The organism is Bifidobacterium criceti (assembly GCF_002286935.1).
Taxonomy (GTDB): domain Bacteria; phylum Actinomycetota; class Actinomycetes; order Actinomycetales; family Bifidobacteriaceae; genus Bifidobacterium; species Bifidobacterium criceti.
Genome location: NZ_MVOH01000014.1, coordinates 56,669 through 76,147 on the forward strand (window position 1 = coordinate 56,669; position 19,479 = coordinate 76,147).

Genomic DNA, 19,479 nt, shown 5'->3' on the forward strand with positions numbered 1-19,479 from the left:
ACACTTGTTCTCGTGCTTGCGATCCGTTCCTGATACCTCCTTGCCTGTACAACTCTGATAGGCTTACGTTTGCATGTAGCGTAAGGATCGAGGAGGGATTCCATGCTGACTGAGGCGCAGTTTGAATCAGAGTTGATTCATTATCTGGAGACGGTGGGTAATATCAAGCAGTGGGAGTACAGACCGGATATCAAGACTACGGAACAGCTGTGGCAGAATTTTCGCGAGATCTTGGAGCGTAATAATCAGGAGGCGCTCCGTGGGCGCCCGCTGACTGATGGTGAGTTCGCTCAGGTTCAGCGCGAAATATGTGATTTGAAGACGCCGTATGATGCGGGGCGTTTCCTGTATGGATTCAATGGTCGTTCTACTGTGTCAGTGATGCGTGATGAAGCGCGTGATGCTGAAGCACCGTCGATGATTTTGACGATTTTTAAACAGGATGAGGTTGGTGCCGGTAATACGACGTATCAGGTTGTCAATCAGATTCGTCGTGAGCATGTGCAGGCTGGCATGCAGGATCGTCGTTTTGACACGACGTTGTTGATCAACGGTCTGCCCATCATCCATATCGAGGAGAAGGCAGACAGGCATGATGCGTATGAGGGTTTGAATCAGATCCGCCAGTACATTGATGAGGGATTGTTCGGGGACATTTATTCCACTACCCAGATTCTGATTGGCATGACGCCGCAGGATACGAGGTATATGGCGAATACTGATTCGCGGAGTTTTAACACTGATTTCGCTTTCCACTGGCAGACCGAGTCGGACAACAAGACCGTGTGGCAGTGGCGCGAGTTCTGCGACAAGATGCTTTCCATCCCAATGGTTCACTATATGGCTACGAAGTATATGATTCTTGACGGGGCTCGTGATCATAAGCAGCTGATGGTCATGCGCCCGTATCAGGTGTATGCCACGCGCCGTGTCATCGAACGTCTGCGCGCACATGAATTCGGTATGGATCCGCTTGAAGTGGGATATGTGTGGCATACGACCGGATCGGGTAAGACGGTGAGCAGTTTCAAGACCGCTTGGCTTGCTTCCCGCCTTCCCAACGTGGACAAGGTGGTGTTCCTTGTCGACCGTCGCGCGTTGACATCGCAGACCTATGACAATTATGCCGCGTATGATCCGGACACTGATGATGACAACAATGGCGGCGTCATTTCGGATACGCGCAATACGGGTGATTTGAGAAGGCGCATGAGGAGTTCCCGTACCGAGAACAACATCATCGTCACCTCGATCCAGAAAATGGGTCGCCTTGCGAAGACGATGGATGGCGTCATCGATGATCACAACGTGGTCTTCATTGTCGACGAGGCGCACCGTTCCACAAATGGCGAGCTACTCCCGCTGATCAAACAGCGGTTCCCTCGCTCCGCCTGGGTCGGTTACACTGGCACCCCTGTTTTCGATAAGGATCTGACCCACAAGGCATTCGGCGATCTCATCCATGCCTATACGATTCGCGAAGCGATTGCCGACAGGAATGTGCTTGGCTTCCAAGTGGATTTTGAGCACACGCTCAGCGAGGATGAGATCAAGGAAAAACTCCTCCCCGACCTGCTGCGTATCAAGAACCCAACGCTCACCGATCCGGAGATCGAAATGCGCATAGCGAGCATGACCGGCGAGGAAGTGGACTCACTGGTGGATAGCGGCATCTACGACTGTAACGAACAACATGTGCAAGCCGTCGTGGAGGATGTCATATCGCATTGGGACAGCCGATCGGTGAATGGCAAGTACAGTGCCATCTTCACCACACATGTCGGCGCAGGCAAACCTTCCGCACCGATGGCGTTGATGTACTTCGACGCATTCCAGCACGCCAATGCCAAACTGATGGAGCAAGGCAAACAACCGCTGAACATTGCGGTGACGTTCTCGATGGACACGAGCAACTCCGACATGCAGTTCAGTAAGAACGCAGGGCTGAAGGAAGCGATCCGCATATACAATGCTGCGTTCGGCACACAGTTCGGCGCGGACACCGTCGAAGAGTATTTCAATGATGTCACGGATAGGCTCTCGGGCAAGGCCGAAGGTCCCAAACTGGATATCGTCATCGTCATCGACCAGCTGCTGACCGGCTTCGATTCGAAGATCGTCAACACGTTATACGTGGACCGCGTGCTTTCCGGGGCGAACCTGATCCAGGCATACTCACGCACCAACCGCGTCTACGACATGCAGACCAAACCATTCGGCCATATCGTCAATTACCGTTGGCCGCTCATGTCGAAGCGACTCATGGACGCGGCGCTCAAAGTATACGCGAATCCTGATTCCGCCCTTGTCCAAGGTGACTTGGGCGGGGAGAAACAGCAAGAAGAACGTGGCTTGGACGGCGTATTGACCATTCCCTTCCGCGAGCGCGTCGAACAGACAGGCAAGATCGTCGACACTTTGCGCGATCTCACCGACGATTTCACCCAAATTCCTCCCAGCGAAGCACAACAGGAGCATGCTGCGGAACTGCTACACGACTACAACAATGAAATCGCCGCACTGAAACAGTACACCGATTACGACCCCTCCCATCCTGAGCAACTGCTCAACCAGCTCCGTCTCAGTGACGACAACCACGAATGGCTGCTCACCTCACTGCGCTATGGCCTGCAAAGGATCGCCGTCGATTACGCCGACTCGTACATAGACACTTCCGATTTGAATTTTGAAGCCGAACATGTGGCCGACGTCAAGGTCAACTATGACTATATCGAGGAACTGGTGGCCAAACTGCTCAATCAGGTTCATGATCACGAACCTGAAGCGGATAAGACATTCGACGACCTGCAGCATGCCACCGACCGCTTGCCTGACCGGCACCATGCGGAACAAATCATGCGCACCGCACAAGATGCGATGGATGGCAATCTGGATGCGCAACACTATCCTGTCGAACCTTCCGACGTCAGTGGCATCGTACGCTCGCATATGGAGAATTCACGGCGCCACGCCGTGCTCAAATTCCGTGAGGAATGGGGGCTCGTCGATATCATCACAGCCACCCAGCTCATCAATACGATGCTCAACCGCCACGTCATAGGCAAGGATGACTTGGACATAGGAGAAGACATGTCCACATTGCTTACCGCAGCGGTCAAGAACAGGTTCTACCAAACCGACGCGAAGCGGATAGAGATCCGTCAGCTCTCTCCCATCCAATACAAGCGGGAGCTGCGCAAGGCCCTGCGCGAATTCACCGATCAGATCATCGCCGATTTCGGCTGATGCCTTATCACCATCACACAGACGCACATCATATTTTTTATAGTTATAGTAACGAGGAGTATCCATGGCACCGACCACACACAACAACGCACGTGAGCTCACGTCCCAGCTTTGGGCGATGGCGAATGACCTTCGTGGAAAGATGGACGCCAGCGAATACCGTGATTACATTCTCGGTTTCATCTTCTACCGGTATCTTTCCAAACGGCAGGAACGGTATTTGGCGGACTCCGGCCTACTCGAGTTCACCGACACTGAAAACAGTTCGAACCCACAGGACGTCAATAATGCATTTGCACGCCAAGTAGCGTTGGACGGCATCGAGGATTGGCGTGAGGATCTCGCTTTGCAAAACGGGTACGCCATCGACCCCGAATACACGTGGACAACGATCATCAATAAAGTGCAATCCCAGAGCATCAGGCCCGAGGACTACCAGAATCTGTTCTCTCGATTCAAAGACAATGCCCTGTTGAACACCAATGCGACCAACGATTTCAAAGACGTGTTCGACAATATCAACCTCTCGGATTCCAGTCTGGGCAATTCCGTTGCGGCACGTGCCAAAGCATTGTCGCAACTGGTCGAACGCATCGACAGCATCGACTTCCACGACGAGTCCGGGCATGACATCCTCGGCGACGTATACGAGTACCTCATCGCTGAATTCGCCGGCGCCAGCGGCAAGAAAGCAGGCGAATTCTACACGCCACACGAAGTGTCCCGCGTGTTGGCGAAACTCGTCACCTACGTCTCCCCCGACTCCAGCGAGGAAGCCAAAGAAGTCATCGAACACGCAAGCCGACCATTCATGGTCTACGATCCGACGATGGGATCCGGCTCCCTACTGCTCACCGTGCAGCATGAACTCAAAACCGAAACCGACAACCCTGACACTGCACGTGTGCACTTCTTCGGCCAGGAAATCAACCGGACCACCTACAACCTCGCGCGCATGAACCTGATGATGCACGACGTGAAATACCAGTACATGGACCTCCGCTGTGCCGATACACTGGAATCGGACTGGCCCAATGGCATGGACGAGAACGGCATCGATCATCCTGAATTCTTCGACGCAGTTGTGGCAAACCCTCCTTATTCGCTCAAATGGGACAATGCCGAATCCAAACTGAAGGACCCACGATTCAAGGACTACGGCAAACTGGCCCCAAAGTCGAAAGCAGACTACGCATTCGTTGAACATGGTATCTACCATTTGAAGCCAAGCGGTCGCATGGCGATTGTATTGCCTCACGGTGTCCTCTTCCGAGGTGCAGCCGAAGGAACAATCCGCAAAGCGATCATCGACAAGAACTACCTTGATGCCGTCATCGGACTCCCCTCAAACCTCTTTTACTCCACCGGCATCCCCACCGTCATCCTCGTGTTCCGAAAAGACCGCAAGACCAACGATGTGCTCTTCATCGACGCCTCGCAGCATTTTGAGAAAGACAAGAAGCAAAACCGCCTGCGCGAGGAAGACATCGATCTGATTCTCGAGACCTACAAGAATCGTCAGGATGTCGACAAGCTCGCGCACGTCGCCACCCTTGATGAAATCAAAGACAACGACTACAACCTCAACATTCCCCGATACGTCGACACGTTTGAGGAAGAGGAGCCAATCGATCTGGATGACGTCAACCGTCAGCTCGCGGAAGTCGACGAGGAAATCGCCCGTTTGGAGAAGGAACTCGAAGCCATGCTTGCAGAGTTGGTCCCAACCGATCAGAACGATGAAGACGATGAGTGATTACACAACAAACGGGAAAGGACAGAACACGATGGGCAAGAAACTACAGCCAAAACTCCGCTTCAGAGGCTTCACTGACGCTTGGGAGCAGCGCAAGCTCGGCGACATACTGTCGTATGAGCAACCTTATGAGTACATCGTTTCCAGTGACGATTATTCACCTGTCGCGCGCACGCCTGTGTTGACCGCGGGAAAAACTTTGATATTGGGATATACCAACGAGGCAGATGGTGTTAAGGCAGCGACCAAAGACTCTCCTGTAATCATATTTGATGACTTTACCGCATCGAGCCATATAATTGACTATTCGTTCAAAGTCAAGAGTTCGGCGATGAAGATATTGTCTCTACGTGATTCTGAAAATGACCTGTACTGCATCTACTATGCCCTGACAAGAATCATCCGTCCGTCCGCGTCACATGAGCGGCAATGGATCTCAAAATATGCTAGGGCGACAGTGACTGTTCCCTCCAAGGATGAGCAGCAGGTCATCGGCGACTTCCTTCGCAAACTTGATCGACTTATCGCTGCCGAAAAGCGTAAACTCGACCTCTGGAAGAAGAAGAAGACAGCCCTTCTCCGCCAAATCTTTGAGCAGAAGCTGAGATTCAAGGGATACAGTGATTTCTGGGAACAGCATAAACTAGGTAGTCTTGGCAACTCTTATTCGGGTCTATCTGGGAAAAATAAAGCAGATTTCGGGCATGGGCTTGCTTCATATATTACATATATGAACGTATTTCAAAATTCTATCGCTGATATTGATGGCAATGGTCAAATCGAGATTGACTCTAAGCAACATGCGGTGCAGTACGGTGATGCGCTTTTTACTATCTCTTCGGAAAAGCCTGAAGAGGTTGGTATGTCATCTGTATGGCTTGGAAATCAGAAAAATGTCTATTTGAACAGTTTCTGTTTCGGGTACAGGCAGAATGGCGCATTTGATGCACTGTATTTGGCATACATGCTTCGATCAGAGGCCGTTCGAAGCCAAATGAGAATGCTCGCACAAGGCATCTCTAGATTCAATATATCACAACATAAAGTAATGGATATCAATGTTACGATTCCATCTATTTCTGAACAGCAAAAGATTGGTTCCTTCTGCAGAGGATTAGACCAGCTCATCTCCGCCGAGATGAAAAAGATCGATTTGCTGATGCTCAAGAAGAAAGCCCTTCTGCAGCAGATGTTCGTCTGAATACATATGTTCCTTTCTGTCTCGCAACAGGTGCGAGACAGAAAGGAACATATGTACCGAAAACAACTCCTGACCCGTTATTTCGCCGAATGGGTCAATACCTACAAACGTGGTGCCGTGGCGGATATAACGTTAAGCAAGTATCTGATGACCTTGCGTCATCTTGAAGAACTTGCACCGAGTGTGACTTTGGGCGATTTGAATCGCATGGAATATCAGCGCATCCTCAACGACTTTGCTAGGAATCATGAGCGGCAAACGGTCATGGATTTCCATCATCAGGTCAAGGCAGCCATCATGGATGCTGTTGACGAAGGGGTCTTGCGTCGAGATCCAACTCGCAAGGCAGTCGTCAAGGGCAAGCAGTCCCGTGAAAAACGTCCCAAGTATCTCAATCAGTTCGAGCTACGCACGATGCTTACAGCACTGCAACTTGACGATGAGCATCCCAATGACTATCTGCTTCTTTTGGTCGCCAAGACCGGATTGCGTTTCGGGGAGGCCTTAGGGTTGACTCCCAGTGACATCGATTTCCAAACGCAGCAGATCAATGTTGAGAAGACCTGGAACTACAAAGATCCGAAAGGCGGCTTTGCCCCTACAAAGAACCGTTCCTCTCAGCGGAAAGTGCGTATGGACTGGTCGCTTTGTATGCATCTCAAGCATCTCTGCGACGGTCGCGACCCCAGCAAGCCTCTATTTGTCACTGAGGGGAAACGCATCTTCAACGCAACAGTGAACGACCGACTTTCTGCCGTCTGCAAGCAGTGCGACATTCCTGCGATCACTGTTCATGGGCTGCGTCATACGCACGCGTCATTGCTTCTTTATGCGGGGGTGTCGGTGGCATCCGTGGCCAAGAGACTTGGCCACGCCAACATGACGACAACGCAGATGACCTATTTGCACATCATCAAAGAGTTGGAAGCCAAGGACACCGATAGGATTATGCAGTTCCTGAGCACGTTGTAGATTCGAGTTCTGGCTGAGGGTTCTCAGCGAATTGAGAGCCCTCAGCGATCATACGAACATATCTCGGAGAAGAGCCTTCCTCTTCTTTTCCAGTAATCGTATTTTTTGATTAGTTTCATCCAGTATTGAATCAAATAATGAGAATAACTCTCCTATCCTATATTGCTCGTCTATAGAAGGAGTAATGATGCTTGTGTTCTCTATATTCTTTTTCGAAAGACTAGGTAATCCTGTGGACTCATTCTTCGATTTCCAATTGATATTTTGAAATACCGCAAACAAGAAGTTGAGATCATAACCATTTCGGGGCAGCGCGTAGAAAAGAGTATCTACCGTCCAGAAAGGTGCATGAAGAACATATGGTTTGTCGATAGTACCTTTACGCCCGATTCCTATTGCATCACGATTGGAAAGTGCTTTCGACACACTGGTCATGTATCCCCCCGTCCCGTAAACGGGTATGTTGCCCTTTGACAGATGTTTATAGTCCTTCCCGCTGCAAACACAAATCGCATCGTCAAGTTTTAACTGAATCCAAGAATCACAAAATCCCATAAACCGCATTTTTCCATTAAGTATTCGTTGAAGCAGTAATCTTTTCTTCATTTCTATAAGTTGGAGTTTACGCTTTTCGGCAGCGATGATGGAGTCGAGCAGCCTGAACAAGGCGCCAATCTTCTCCTGCTCATCTCTCTCTGGAAGCTGGACATCAAGTCTGGAAAAGTCATCAAAGACAAATTCATTCATCAAGGTGCCTGCTTTAGTGGAACAGATGAGCAGACGCCTCATGTCTCTCTCGTTCTGCAATAAGTACTTCCAGAAGGATATGACGCAAGGTTCTTTCGGCCTTATTGATTGGAAACGGGAGGACATCAATCCATCGCCAATATCGTTAATGACCAACTGTCCAAAAGGGTGAGAGCGATGTCGATTGCCTTCAAAGGCTATGTCCCCTCGACGTAGAATTTTGTAACTACTCAAAGATGAGTGCGCTGCTCCGTTTCCGCGTGGATTGAAACGCATTGAGGCCACCGAGATGGTTGTTCCAAAGGATAACTCCTGATTTGCATTCCGCTCGTTCGCTTGAACAAATAGGCCACCTAGTCTACGATGCTCCCAAGCGTTAATATCATGACAGCGACCCTGCTCTACCAATCAGCAATATCGTGCTGGCCATCACAGGTTACGCACGGCTCCAACGAACAATGGCAGTCGGTCGCGCGTCATAAGTGCATACATGAATGGACGATCCACGGTGAAGGTGATCTCACGGCCCCATTGTGGCGCTGCACCTGCCACGGCGATGCCTGTATACGCGGCTGCTCGCACCCCATGCTCGTTGACTTCGATGTGCGTATTCTGCACGATATCACTGATAGCGAGCGCTCCTTCGCATATACTGGAGAAATCTGCATGTGTGGGATCGAATGCATCGGTAACGCCCAATGATTGCAGGATGGTGATGATGGTTCTTCCGTTGATGGTGCTGTCGATTTCGAACCGGGGCAATGTTACTTTTGCGGTGACGGTGTTGGCATAGATGGGCATGCTTGCAGGGTTTTTGCGTGCGGCGAGTTTGGCTTTGAGCCTGTCCATGCCGGTGAGTTCCTGCTTGTCTTCCTGTGGGATGGTCTCCGCCAGTTCTGTGCTGAACGCTCAGCGCAGCGCTACGGGGTCGTGTACCAGCGTCTCGAGGGTCCCTGAATCGGGCAGGACTATGCGCAGCTCGCTGTCATCATCGAATGGGATATCCACGCGTTCCCATCCGAAGGTCTCATCGCATAGATAGGAGACGTCCTCACACCGTTGGTGCATGAATGGCACCGTCGCATCTCCGTGGTCTCCATGGAATACCGCAGGCTCGGTGTCGTTGAGTTCAAACGGGGTTTTCCAGCGGCTGTCTGCGAATACGGTGCTGATGATGGACAACAGTTCGGTTCCATTGCACTCGATGGCTGGTTGCAGCAATCCTTTGGTATGTTTGCTGATCCAGGAACTGATGCTTTTGCCGGCATTGGGATCTGAGAAATCGATGATGTTGACTTCCGCCGCAAACGCATGCCGCACATCATCGATGAATGATGTGCGAGGAGTCAATGTGGCGCTGATCCACACGGAATCATGCACGGATATCACGGATTTGACGCCCGGTCGCCGTTGGTTGATCGACTCGACAAGTGTGCGATATTCGTTCCCACTCAGTCCGTGGATGCCGAGTGCGTCCGTCAGCTGCTCCAGGGTACGACCTTGCGCTCCTTGTGCAACCAATGCCAATGCGAGCCACAGTGAGATAGGCGATACATTCACGTTCCCCCTGCCATCCGCTACTGTTGCGAGCATGTCTGACGCCGAGCGGTAGACGAAACCGGCGCGGTCGCCTGGCTCACCGTCAAGCCCCTTGAGTACGTCGAAGAGTGCGGTATCGGCTTCCATTGTTCTCCCCCATGGTTTAGTGATGGCAAAAGCCCGCACGACTCGTTCCCCAATAGAGCGATGAGCCGTACGGGCCATGATGAACGTATGTCAGTATTGCGGGCTGTCCGTTCACGCCCCGTACCGCGTCAGATACTCCTCGGCGGCTTTCGCGATCTCGTCTGTCACATACGGGGTGCCGTCCTCATTCGGCAGTTCGCGGCCGGCGGCGAAGATTTCCTTGACGTTCGCGATCGCGAACACGGGGAATCCGAATTCGCGTTGCACGTCCTGCACGGCGGACAGGTCGGAGTCCTTCGTCTTCTCCATGCGGTCGACGGACAGGACGAGTCCGACGATGTTGACGTCGGCCTGCGCCTTGAGCTTGGGAACGACCTCGCGCACGGCGGTGCCGGCGGTCATCACGTCGTCGACGAGGAGCACGTTCATGCCGTCCTCGAGTGGTTTGCCGACCATCGTGCCGCCGTCGCCGTGGTCCTTCTTCTCTTTGCGGTCGAAGGTGTAGCCGACGGTCACACCGTAGTTGAGTTCGAGCGCGATCGACGTGGCGACGGCGAGCGGGATGCCTTTGTACGCGGGGCCGAAGATCGTGTCGATGCGGATCGGCATCTGTTCGTTGTCGATCTCGGTCTGGATCTTCTCCGCGTAGAACGCGCCGAGTGTCGCGATCTTCCCGCCGTCGTCGAAGGCGCCCGCGTTGATGAAGTACGGTGATTGGCGGCCCGACTTCAACGTGAAGTCACCGAATTTGAGCGCGTTCGATTCGAGCAGGAACTTCGTGAATCGATGGTCGAGGGATTCGAACATCGTGTCTCCTTCCTTGGGATGGGTCATGCGTGCGCTGTGCGCGTGCGGGTGGCTGGCGTTCAGCGCCACGTGTCGCCCTTCGCGAGTTTTTCGTTCAGTGCGGGACGCGAGTCGAGCAGTTCCTCGAGTTCGCGCGCGACGCGGATCGGCGCGGTCGGATCGTAGAGCGCCGCTCCCCCGACCTCGACGGCGTTCGCGCCCGCATACAGGTATTCGAGCGCCTTCTCGCCCGAGTCGATGCCGCCGATGCCGATGATCGGAATGTCAGGCAATGCCGCGCGCACACGCCACACGCATGCGAGGCCGACCGGGAACACGCACGGGCCGGACACGCCACCGGTGCGGTTCGCGATGATCGGCTCGCCGGTGCGGATATCGATGCGCATGCCGACAAGCGTGTTGATCATGCTCAGGCAGTCGGCGCCACCTTCGGCCGCGGCCCTCGCGATCGCGGCGATGTCGGTCACGTTCGGTGTGAGCTTGACGATCATCGGCTTGTCCGTCATCGGACGCAGCCGGTCCATCAGGCGGCCCAACGCGACCGGGTCGGTGCCGACGGACATGCCGCCATGCGTCACGTTCGGGCAGCTCACGTTGATCTCGAGCATGTCCGCGTCGGAAGCGGCGAGCTTCTCGACGACCTCGGCGTAGTCGTCGTCGCAATGGCCGGCGACGTTCGCGACGACGGTCGCGCCAAGCCCCTTGAGGATCGGCAGGTCATGCTCGAGGTAATGGTCGACGCCCGGGTTCTGCAGGCCGACGGCGTTGACGGTGCCGGCGGGGCTCTCCGCCGTGCGTACGCCCGGATTGCCGAGCCACGGCACCGGCGAGACGCCCTTCGTCGTGACCGCGCCCAGCTGGGCGACGTCATAGAACCGGCCGCACGCGTCCACATTGAAGGTCCCCGAGGCGGTGCCGACCGGGTTCTTCCACGGCACGCCGGCCACGACGGTGCCGTGCCGCCATTCGTGCGGGGCGTACAGATTCGTCGGGGTTTCGTTGAGTTCCTGTTCGATGTTCACGTTGTCCTCGCTCACTTGTTGTCCCATCCCAGCTCGTGTGCGGTGAAGACCGGTCCGGCCTCGCACACCTTCTCACGTCCGTCGCGCGTGTCGATCGTGCACGCGACGCATGTGCCGTAGCCGCATCCCATGCGCTGTTCCATGCACAATTGCGCGTCGACGCCGCGCTTCGCCGCCCATTCGGCGACGGCCTTCATCATCGGCGTCGGACCGCACGACAGGATGATGAGCCCACGGCCGCGCTCCTGCAGTTCGGGCCACAGGCGTTCGAGCAGCGTGAGCACATTGCCTTCCGACTCGTCGATGCTGTGCACCTCGTCCGCGTACTTCGCCGCGTACACGTCGGCGAAATGCGCGTCACGGTAGCCGAGCACGGCGGTCGTGTGGCAGTCGGCGCGTTCGCTGAGCGCCTGCGCGGCCTCCAAAAGCGGCGGAATGCCGAGTCCCCCGCCGACGAGCAGATAGTCGGCGTCGGCGCCGATATTGAACGGCTTGCCCAAGGGCCCGAGCACGTCCACATGGTCGCCGGCCTTGAGCGCGGCGAATTCCTCGGTGCCGTAGCCGACGACGGCGAAGATGAGGCTCACGTCGTCGCCGTCCACGTCGCTCACGCCGAAGGGGCGTGGCATCAGGTGCTGCGGGTTGCTCGAATACAGGTTGACGAACTGTCCGGGCTTGACATTCGCGGCGATGAACTCGTCACGGAACGTGAAGCGGACGACGCCCGGCGTGAGCTCGCGCACGTCGGTGACGTCCACGGTGCGCCGCGTGGGCATGCGGCCGGCCTGTTCGGCCTGTTCCACGGTGTGGGTGAACGCTGTGGTTGGCATGGGTCTCCTTGCTTGTTCTTCTGCTCTTCGTAAGGTGTTCGGTTGTCGTGGACGCGCTGGGCTTCAGGCGAGCGCGACGCGCAGTTGGTCGCGCATGTCCTCGGCCGCGGCGCGCGCGTTCGCGGCGACGAGGTCGAGCGCGGTCTGCGCTTCGAGGGTCTCGCTGTAGCGGGGGTCGTCGCGCCATGCGCCGATGATGCCGCGTGACGAGTTGACGATCGCGCCCGAGCCGTCGCGGTCGAACATGCCGGCGACGGATTGTGCGGTGCCTCCCTGCGCGCCGTAGCCGGGCACAAGGAAGAACGTGTGCGGCATGCGCGCGCGCAATGCCGCGCCTTCCTCGGGGTGGGTCGCGCCGACGACGGCACCGGTGCGCGCATAGCCGAACCGTCCGATCGTGTCCGCGCCCCATTGTTCGACGAGGTCGGCGACGTGTTCGTAGACGCGTGCGCCGTCCGCGAGTTCGAGTTCCTGGATCTGCGCACTCGATGGGTTGGAGGTGCGCACGAGGATGAACAGGTCGCGGTCGGTTTCGCCGGCTGCCGCGGTGAAGGGTTCGATGCCGTCGGATCCGAGGTACGGGTTGATGGTGATCGCGTCCTCGTGCCATACGTCGGCGCCGTCGAAGCCGCTCAGGTGTTTCGCGTAGGCGGCCGCCGTCGATCCGATGTCGCCGCGTTTGACGTCGCCGATGACGTACAGCCCTTGTTCGCGCGCGTACTGGCACGTCATCGTATAGCAGTCGACGCCCGCCGGGCCGAGCGCCTCGTACATCGCGATCTGTGGTTTGACGGCGGGGACGATGTCGGCGACCGCGTCGATGATCGCGCGGTTGTATTCGAAGTACGCGGCGGCCGCGCCGGTCGCGGCGAGGTTGTCGTCATCGTCTTCGACGTATTCGTCAGCTTCGATATGGTATGCGTCCATGACCTGGACGGGGACGAGCGCGGGTGTCGGGTCGAGTCCGACGACGCTTGGGTTCTGTTTGTCTTCGATGGCTTCGATGAGGCGGTCCATCCTGCTCCTTTGTGCCTACTGGTGCGTATATGCGGGTATGGGGGTGCGCCCTCAGCCGATCGCGTCGATGCGGCTGAACACGATCCGTGAACCGATGATCGTCGCGTACGGCCGTCCGGTGACGTCCCATCCGTCGAACGGGGTGTTGCGCGCGTTCGACGCGAACTCGTCCGCGTGCACCGTCCACTCGTCATCGAGTCCGAGGATGACGAGGTCGTTCGATTCGGGGTGTTCGGTCGTGCCAAGGTCGAGTGTGCGTTGCGTCGCGCACCGTGAACTCGTGTTGAGCAGTCCCGCGATGTCGGTCGCGTGCCGTCCCATGAGGGACGCCGGGTTGAGCGACATGAGTTCGATGAGGCGCGTGTCACTGATGTAACCACCGTCGACGAGGACCTTATGGCAGACGCCGAACGCGCATTCAAGGCCGATGATGCCGTTCGGCGCCTCAAGGAAGCCGAGGCGTTTCTCATCGAGCGTGTGCGGCGCGTGGTCGGTCGCGATCATATCCACCGTCCCGTCGGCGATCGCGGCGATCGTCGCCTGGCGGTCGCGCTCGCTCCTCAACGGCGGGTTCATCTTCGCGAGCGTGCCGTATTCGAGAAGCGCCTCGTCGTTGAGCGCGAGGTAATGCGGCGCCGTCTCGCAAGTGACCGGCAACCCCTCGGCCTTCGCGCGGCGGATCGCGTCGAAGCTGATCGCCGTGCTCACATGCTGGAAATGCACATGCACGCCCTTTTCGCGCACCAAATCGATGTCGCGTTGCACAATCGCGAGTTCCGTGTCCTCGGGGATGCCGGGCACCCCAAGTTGCTCGGATACGGGACCCTCATTGACGGCGCCCGTATCGTGGTGTTCGCAATGCTCGATGAGATACAGGCCCGTGTCCTTGACGTTGCGGAACACATCGCGCAGCACAGGCGTCGGCACGGCGGAACCGTCGTCGCTCATCGCCGTGACCGGATGCGCGATCTGTTCGGCGTCCTTCTCATCGTCACGGCCCGGCATGTACCACACCCAGTCGGACGGATCGGACGGCACCGCACCCGCGCGGCCCTTCGTCGCGCACACACACAGCTCATAGCGCACCGGCAGCGTCACATCGTGGATCCGCTCATAATGCTGCAGATAGTCGATGACGTTGTCGCAACCGGCGGCGATGAGCTCGTTCGCGCCCGGCTCCCCCGGCTCAACCGTGCACCCGTCCATCGCGGGCACCGTGTTCGGCATGATGAGCACATTCGTGTACCCACCGGACGCGGCCGCGCGGCAACCGGAGACCATCGACTCCTTGTACGTCTGGCCGGGATCGCGGAAATGCACGTGCGGGTCCTCAAGACCCGGCGCAACCGTGAGCCGTGACGCGTCAAACGTCACATCACGCGTATCATCGGGCACGACCAGATCGATGCGTTCGCCCGTGTCCCACACACGGATGTCCTTGAACGTGACCGCCATCAGAACTCCGCCTCCTCATCGCAATACCGGCACCGGTACACGTCACCGTCGGTACGGTCGAGATAGAACATCTGGTCGATGCCCGGCTCCGTCGTCGTCACACAGCGCGGATTGACACACGTGATGACGTTGACGACACGTTCGGGCAACGTCGGCGTCTTCTTGTCGACGATGCGACCACCATGGATGACGTCGACGGTCGCCGAACGCGCGACAAGCCCAAGCACATCCAAATCGATCGCCGTGTCCGCATCCTCGATCTTGATGATGTCCTTCGTGCCATACCGGCGCGAATCGGTGTTCATGATGAGCGCGAGCTTCGTCGACGCCGGATCGATGCGCAGATACTCAAGCACCTTGAGCGCCGTGCCCGCGGGCACATGGTCGATGATGATGCCATCCTGGATGCTCGTGACCTCCATCAGGCCGCCACCTCCTTGTTCACATAAGCGTCGAACCCGGGCAGTTCGTCACCCAGGACCGAACTTTCGAGCGCCATGCGCATGAGCATGCCGTTCCTGACCTGTTCGAAATACGCGGCGCGCGGATCGTCGTCGACGTCCTTCGCGATCTCGTTGACGCGCGGCAGCGGATGCAGGACCGCCATCGTCGGCTTCGCGCGCCTGAGCTTCGCCTCGTCGAGGATGTACGTGTCACGCAGGCGCAGATAGTCGTCCTCGTTGAAGAAGCGTTCCTTCTGCACACGCGTCATATACAACGCGTCGAGGTCGCCGATGACCTCGCTCAGGTCGGAGACCTCGACATACGAGCAGTCCTTCGTCGCGTTGATGCGGTTGAGCACATACTGCGGCGTACGCAGCTCCTTCGGCGAGATGAGCACGAACCGCACATTGCCGAAACGGCACAGCGTCTCGATGAGCGAATGCACGGTGCGCCCGAACGTCAGATCCCCGCACAGGCCGATCGTCAGGTCGTTGACGCGTCCGAACCGCGAGCGCAGCGTCGCGAGGTCGGCGAGGGTCTGGGTGGGGTGCATGTGGCCGCCGTCGCCTGCGTTGATGACGGGGACGGACGCGGCGGATGCGGCGACGAGCGCCGCGCCTTCCTTCGGGTGGCGGATCGCGACGACGTCGACGTAGTTGGAGACGGTCTTGAGGGTGTCGCTTATCGATTCGCCTTTCGTGACCGAGGCGAGTTGGGCGCCCGCGAAGCCGATGACCTTGCCGCCGAGGCGCAGCATCGCCGTCTCGAAGCTCAGGCGTGTGCGCGTGCTCGGTTCGTAGAAGAGGGTGGCGAGCACCCTGCCGTCGCATGTGTGCGCCACGTCCTTGCGGTGCGTGTCGATGTAGCGTGCCTTGTCGAGCAGTTCGTTGATCTGTGCGATGGACAGGTCGTCCAATGTGATGACGCTCGTGCCGACGATCGAACGCGCGTGTGCGTCGTGTGCTTCGCTAGCCAATGACTCACCTTTCTACCCATGTCTGAAGGTGGTCACCGAAGTGACCTCTCCAACTATAACCGCACCCGCCTATTGGGGGCCGCCGCGCGTGTGCGCGTGCGGGCCGTTGTCTCACGATGCGGGAAACGCGGAGTGTGGCGGGGCGTGCAGTGGCGTGCAGTGGCACCTGCCCGTCGGCGTCCGTCCATCTGGCGGCGGTGTGGGCGCTCACGCTTCGACGCCGTAGAAGAGGCGCTCGCACACGTCGCGGCTGCGGCGCATCTGCGCGAGGATGTCGTTCTCGAAGGTCTGTCCGTGGTTCGCGTCGTAGCCGAGGTAGACGGCGATGCCGCCGAGCGAGTACATGTCGGTCGGCAGGATGTCGGCCTGGTTCGCGCGTCCGCTCCACAGGTAGTTGCCGTTGCGCGCGTCGGTGCACATCTGCCACGCCTCGCCGAGCGTGGCCGCGTCGTCGCCGCCGATGAAGCCGGCGGATGCGAGTTCGCCGAGCGCCGCGGTCGTCGAGTTGACACGCAAGGCCTTGTCATCGTGCGCGTGCTGCAGTTGCAGCAGTTGGACGGTCCATTCGACGTCGCTCAGGCCGCCTTTGCCGAGTTTGAGGTGGCGTTCGCGGCGCACGCCGCGCGGCAGGCGTTCGGCTTCCATGCGGGCCTTGAGTTTGCGGATCTCGCCGATCTCGTCGTCGGTCAGCGGCCGGTCCGGGTAGCGGCGCGGGTCGGCGATGTTCGTCAGGAAGTCGTGCGCGAGCGCCATGTCGCCCGCGGCGGCGCGTGCGCGCAGCAGGGCCTGGCGTTCCCATGTGCTCGACCAGGAGCGGTAGTATTCCTCGCAGGACGCGTAGGAGCGCACGAGGGGTCCGTTCTTGCCTTCGGGGCGCAGGTCCATGTCGAGTTCGATCTTCGGTTCAAGGCTGAGGGGGCCTTGCACGAGCATGCGCAGCTGTTCCTGGACTTTTCGCGCGAAGCGGTTCGCGGTCTGGTCGTCGGCGCCGGCGGCGGGACGGTAGATGATGATGATGTCCGCGTCGGAGCTGAAGTTGACTTCGCGTCCCCCGTAGCGGCCCATCGCGATGATGGCGAGTGTCGCGGGCGCCTCGTCGAGGCCGTCGGCGCGCAGTTGTGCGTTGATGGACCAGGTGAGCGCGGCGTCGAGGATCGCGTCGTAGACGTCGGTCATGCCTTCGAGCATCTCCGGGCCCCAGACGACATCGCTCATCCAGCCGAGGCCTATGCGTTCGATCTCGTGGCGGCGCAACGCGCGCAACGCGGTCGCGGCCTCTTTCGGCGCGTCGGTGTGGCGGTCGATGATCGCCGCGCATTGCGTGTCGAGGCTTGTACGGCTGCGGGCGTGCAGTTTCGCGTCGTCGCCGAGCCATGTGATCGATTCCGAGGATTTGCCGAGCGCGTCGCCGAGGTAGCGTGAGTTGGACAGGACGTGGCACAGGCGTTGCGCGGCGGAGGGCGAGTCGCGCAGGAAGCCGAGGTATTCGTGCTCGCCGCCGAAGCGTTCCTCGAGCGTACGCCAGTACAGCAGGCCCATGTCGGGGTTCTGGCCTTCGCCGAGCCAGCGCAGCACGGCGGGCAGCAGGATGCGGTTGATCTTCGCGGCGCGTGTCACGCCGTCGGTCAGGGCGCGGATGTGGCGCACGGCGGCCTGCGGGTCGGCGAAACCGATCGCCTCGTAGCGTTCGAGCGTCGCCTGCTCGCTCAATGCGACCGTCTCATCGGGGCTTGTCGCGGCGATTGGCAGCATCGGACGGTAGTAGATGTCGTTGTGCAGGCGGCGCACTTCGCGCCGTGTCTCGTCGTAGCGTTCGACGAGCTGTTCGGGCAGCATATGGAACGCGCGCGCGAGACGGTGCATTTCGGGGCTCTGGTTGAGTTCGTCCGCGTCGATCGCGCGTTTGCGCTCAAGGCCGCCGACACTGCCCGCGCCAAGGTCCGGGAACAGGTGCGTGCGTTTGAGCATCCACATCTGCTGGCGGTGCTCGAGGACACGTTCGAAACGGTAGTCCCAACTCAACGTCTTCGCCTGGGCGCGCGAGACGTAGCCGCCGTCGGAAAGCGCCTGGAGCGCGTCAAGCGTCGAACGCACACGCAGCGACTCGTCGGTGCGCCCGTGCACAAGCTGCAGCATCTGCACGGTGAACTCGACGTCGCGCAGGCCGCCGCGGCCGAGTTTGATCTCACGGTCCTTGAGCGGCGCGGCGATGAGGTCCTCGACACGTTCGCGCATGCGCTGGCAGTCGTTGACGAAATTCTCACGTTTCGCCGCGCTCCACACGAACTTCGCGGCCATCGCCTCATATGCGGCGCCCAGTTCACGGTCGCCGGCGACGGCGCGCGCCTTGAGGAGCGCCTGGAACTCCCAGTTCTGCGCCCACTGCACATAGTAGGCCTCATGCGCGTCGAGGCGGCGCACGAGCGCGCCGTCCTTGCCTTCGGGACGCAACGCGCCGTCGATCTGCCACAACGGCTGTTCACATGCGCCGGAGACGACGGATTGGCACACGCGTTGCAGCATCGTGCCGATCTTCGTGCCGATGCGCGTCAACACCGTGTTGTCGGTCCCCTCGTCGGCCGGTTCGACGACGTAGATGAGGTCGACGTCGGAGACATAGTTGAGTTCGCGGGCACCAAGCTTGCCCATGCCGATGATCGCGAAGCGCACATGGCCGCTGCCCTCGACCTCGCGGCGCGCGATCGCGAGCGCCCCTTCGAGCGCCGCGTCGGCGAGGTCGGACAGTTCGCGGCTGACCGTCGTCTGGATATCGATCGGGTCGCCTGCGCTCACGTCCTGCGCCATGATCGCGGCGAGTTGTTCACGGTAGTCGGCGCGCAACGCGTCCGTCGCCTCGGCGAGTGGCTTGCCGGCCACCGGCGCGGCGCCATCCTTGGCGCCGACGGCGTCGAGGATGCGTTTGCGGCGTTCGTCGCGCGTGACGACGGCGGTGTCGCGTGGCGGTGTGAGCGCGGCGGCGACGAGCGCGGGACGGAACCGCATGAGCGTGCCCATCGCGTTCGAGGCGCCGAGCACGTCGATGAGGCGCGCCATCTGCGCGCCGTCGGTAACGATGTCCGAGAGCGGCTCGCCACGGTCCTTGAACGAACGGTCAATGTCGACGAGGTTCGCGAGCGCCGTGTCCGGGTCGTCGCATTCGGCGAGCTGTCCGAGGAGTGTGGCGACATGCGTCTCGTCGCCGTCGGGGCCGAGTAGGTCGGCGATGAGCTGTTTCGCCTTGCCGATCTGTTGGAGCCCGGCGTGGATGACGTCGCGTGTGGGGATGTTCATCGGTGTGCGTTGGTCCATGTATCCAATCT

13 protein-coding genes and 1 pseudogene are annotated in these 19,479 nt (G+C 58.5%); 4 read left to right on the plus strand and 10 right to left on the minus strand.

Features of this window, described 5'->3' with window-relative positions:
- Positions 1–102: 102 nt before the first annotated feature.
- The 4 genes from B1526_RS05860 to B1526_RS05875 all read left to right on the plus strand — a co-directional run bounded on the left by B1526_RS05860 (position 103) and on the right by B1526_RS05875 (position 7,175).
- Positions 103–3,246: a type I restriction endonuclease subunit R gene (locus B1526_RS05860; RefSeq protein WP_095615142.1), complete on the plus strand. Its 3,144-nt coding sequence runs from the start codon at positions 103–105 to the stop codon at positions 3,244–3,246.
- Between the two features lie 64 nt (positions 3,247–3,310).
- A complete protein-coding gene (locus tag B1526_RS05865) occupies positions 3,311–5,002 on the plus strand; it encodes a type I restriction-modification system subunit M (protein ID WP_095615143.1) in 1,692 nt (563 codons plus the stop codon).
- Positions 4,995–6,203 (plus strand): restriction endonuclease subunit S, encoded by a 1,209-nt coding sequence (locus B1526_RS05870; protein ID WP_162287945.1) that lies wholly within the window; start codon positions 4,995–4,997, stop codon positions 6,201–6,203. Before B1526_RS05865 ends, B1526_RS05870 begins: the two co-directional genes overlap by 8 nt.
- A gap of 51 nt (positions 6,204–6,254) precedes the next feature.
- Entirely contained in the window at positions 6,255–7,175 is a 921-nt protein-coding gene (locus B1526_RS05875; RefSeq protein WP_095615145.1) for a tyrosine-type recombinase/integrase, read from the plus strand.
- A gap of 48 nt (positions 7,176–7,223) precedes the next feature.
- On the opposite strand, the gene B1526_RS05880 is transcribed toward B1526_RS05875, so the two are convergent.
- The 10 genes and pseudogenes from B1526_RS05880 to B1526_RS05930 all read right to left on the minus strand — a co-directional run bounded on the left by B1526_RS05880 (position 7,224) and on the right by B1526_RS05930 (position 19,468).
- Positions 7,224–8,330: a restriction endonuclease subunit S gene (locus B1526_RS05880; protein ID WP_095615146.1), complete on the minus strand. Its 1,107-nt coding sequence runs from the start codon at positions 8,328–8,330 to the stop codon at positions 7,224–7,226.
- Between the two features lie 21 nt (positions 8,331–8,351).
- Positions 8,352–9,686, minus strand: a pseudogene (locus tag B1526_RS09430) (serpin family protein).
- Between the two features lie 33 nt (positions 9,687–9,719).
- Positions 9,720–10,415, minus strand: a complete 696-nt coding sequence (pyrE, locus tag B1526_RS05895) for an orotate phosphoribosyltransferase (protein ID WP_095615245.1) — start codon at positions 10,413–10,415, stop codon at positions 9,720–9,722.
- Positions 10,416–10,474: 59 nt separating this feature from the next.
- The gene (locus B1526_RS05900) at positions 10,475–11,437 is read right to left on the minus strand and encodes a dihydroorotate dehydrogenase (RefSeq protein ID WP_235607079.1); all 963 of its coding nucleotides are present in this window, start codon (positions 11,435–11,437) and stop codon (positions 10,475–10,477) included.
- 11 nt (positions 11,438–11,448) lie between these two features.
- Entirely contained in the window at positions 11,449–12,267 is an 819-nt protein-coding gene (locus tag B1526_RS05905; RefSeq protein ID WP_095615150.1) for a dihydroorotate dehydrogenase electron transfer subunit, read from the minus strand.
- Between the two features lie 63 nt (positions 12,268–12,330).
- Positions 12,331–13,284 (minus strand): orotidine-5'-phosphate decarboxylase, encoded by a 954-nt coding sequence (gene pyrF, locus B1526_RS05910; RefSeq protein WP_095615151.1) that lies wholly within the window; start codon positions 13,282–13,284, stop codon positions 12,331–12,333.
- Between the two features lie 51 nt (positions 13,285–13,335).
- Positions 13,336–14,739, minus strand: coding sequence for a dihydroorotase (locus B1526_RS05915; protein WP_095615152.1), 1,404 nt, complete (start codon positions 14,737–14,739; stop codon positions 13,336–13,338).
- Positions 14,739–15,161, minus strand: a complete 423-nt coding sequence (locus B1526_RS05920) for an aspartate carbamoyltransferase regulatory subunit (protein WP_095615153.1) — start codon at positions 15,159–15,161, stop codon at positions 14,739–14,741. The genes B1526_RS05915 and B1526_RS05920 overlap by 1 nt, the downstream gene beginning before the upstream one ends.
- Positions 15,161–16,123, minus strand: coding sequence for an aspartate carbamoyltransferase (gene pyrB / locus B1526_RS05925; protein ID WP_095615246.1), 963 nt, complete (start codon positions 16,121–16,123; stop codon positions 15,161–15,163). The genes B1526_RS05920 and pyrB overlap by 1 nt, the downstream gene beginning before the upstream one ends.
- Before the next feature lie 243 nt (positions 16,124–16,366).
- On the minus strand, positions 16,367–19,468 hold the full coding sequence (locus B1526_RS05930; RefSeq protein WP_235607069.1) for a bifunctional [glutamine synthetase] adenylyltransferase/[glutamine synthetase]-adenylyl-L-tyrosine phosphorylase: 3,102 nt from the start codon (positions 19,466–19,468) through the stop codon (positions 16,367–16,369).
- Between the last annotated feature and the right edge of the window lie 11 nt (positions 19,469–19,479).

Excerpts from the sequence above, each read along its gene's own strand:
- B1526_RS05920 (WP_095615153.1), bottom strand. The coding sequence starts at position 15,161 with ATGGAGGTCACGAGCATCCAGGATGGCATCATCATCGACCATGTGCCC.
- B1526_RS05875 (WP_095615145.1), top strand. The coding sequence starts at position 6,255 with ATGTACCGAAAACAACTCCTGACCCGTTATTTCGCCGAATGGGTCAAT.
- pyrF (WP_095615151.1), bottom strand. The coding sequence starts at position 13,284 with ATGGACCGCCTCATCGAAGCCATCGAAGACAAACAGAACCCAAGCGTC.
- B1526_RS05860 (WP_095615142.1), top strand. The coding sequence starts at position 103 with ATGCTGACTGAGGCGCAGTTTGAATCAGAGTTGATTCATTATCTGGAG.
- B1526_RS05905 (WP_095615150.1), bottom strand. The coding sequence starts at position 12,267 with ATGCCAACCACAGCGTTCACCCACACCGTGGAACAGGCCGAACAGGCC.
- B1526_RS05915 (WP_095615152.1), bottom strand. The coding sequence starts at position 14,739 with ATGGCGGTCACGTTCAAGGACATCCGTGTGTGGGACACGGGCGAACGC.
- B1526_RS05930 (WP_235607069.1), bottom strand. The coding sequence starts at position 19,468 with ATGGACCAACGCACACCGATGAACATCCCCACACGCGACGTCATCCAC.
- B1526_RS05865 (WP_095615143.1), top strand. The coding sequence starts at position 3,311 with ATGGCACCGACCACACACAACAACGCACGTGAGCTCACGTCCCAGCTT.
- B1526_RS05870 (WP_162287945.1), top strand. The coding sequence starts at position 4,995 with ATGAGTGATTACACAACAAACGGGAAAGGACAGAACACGATGGGCAAG.
- pyrE (WP_095615245.1), bottom strand. The coding sequence starts at position 10,415 with ATGTTCGAATCCCTCGACCATCGATTCACGAAGTTCCTGCTCGAATCG.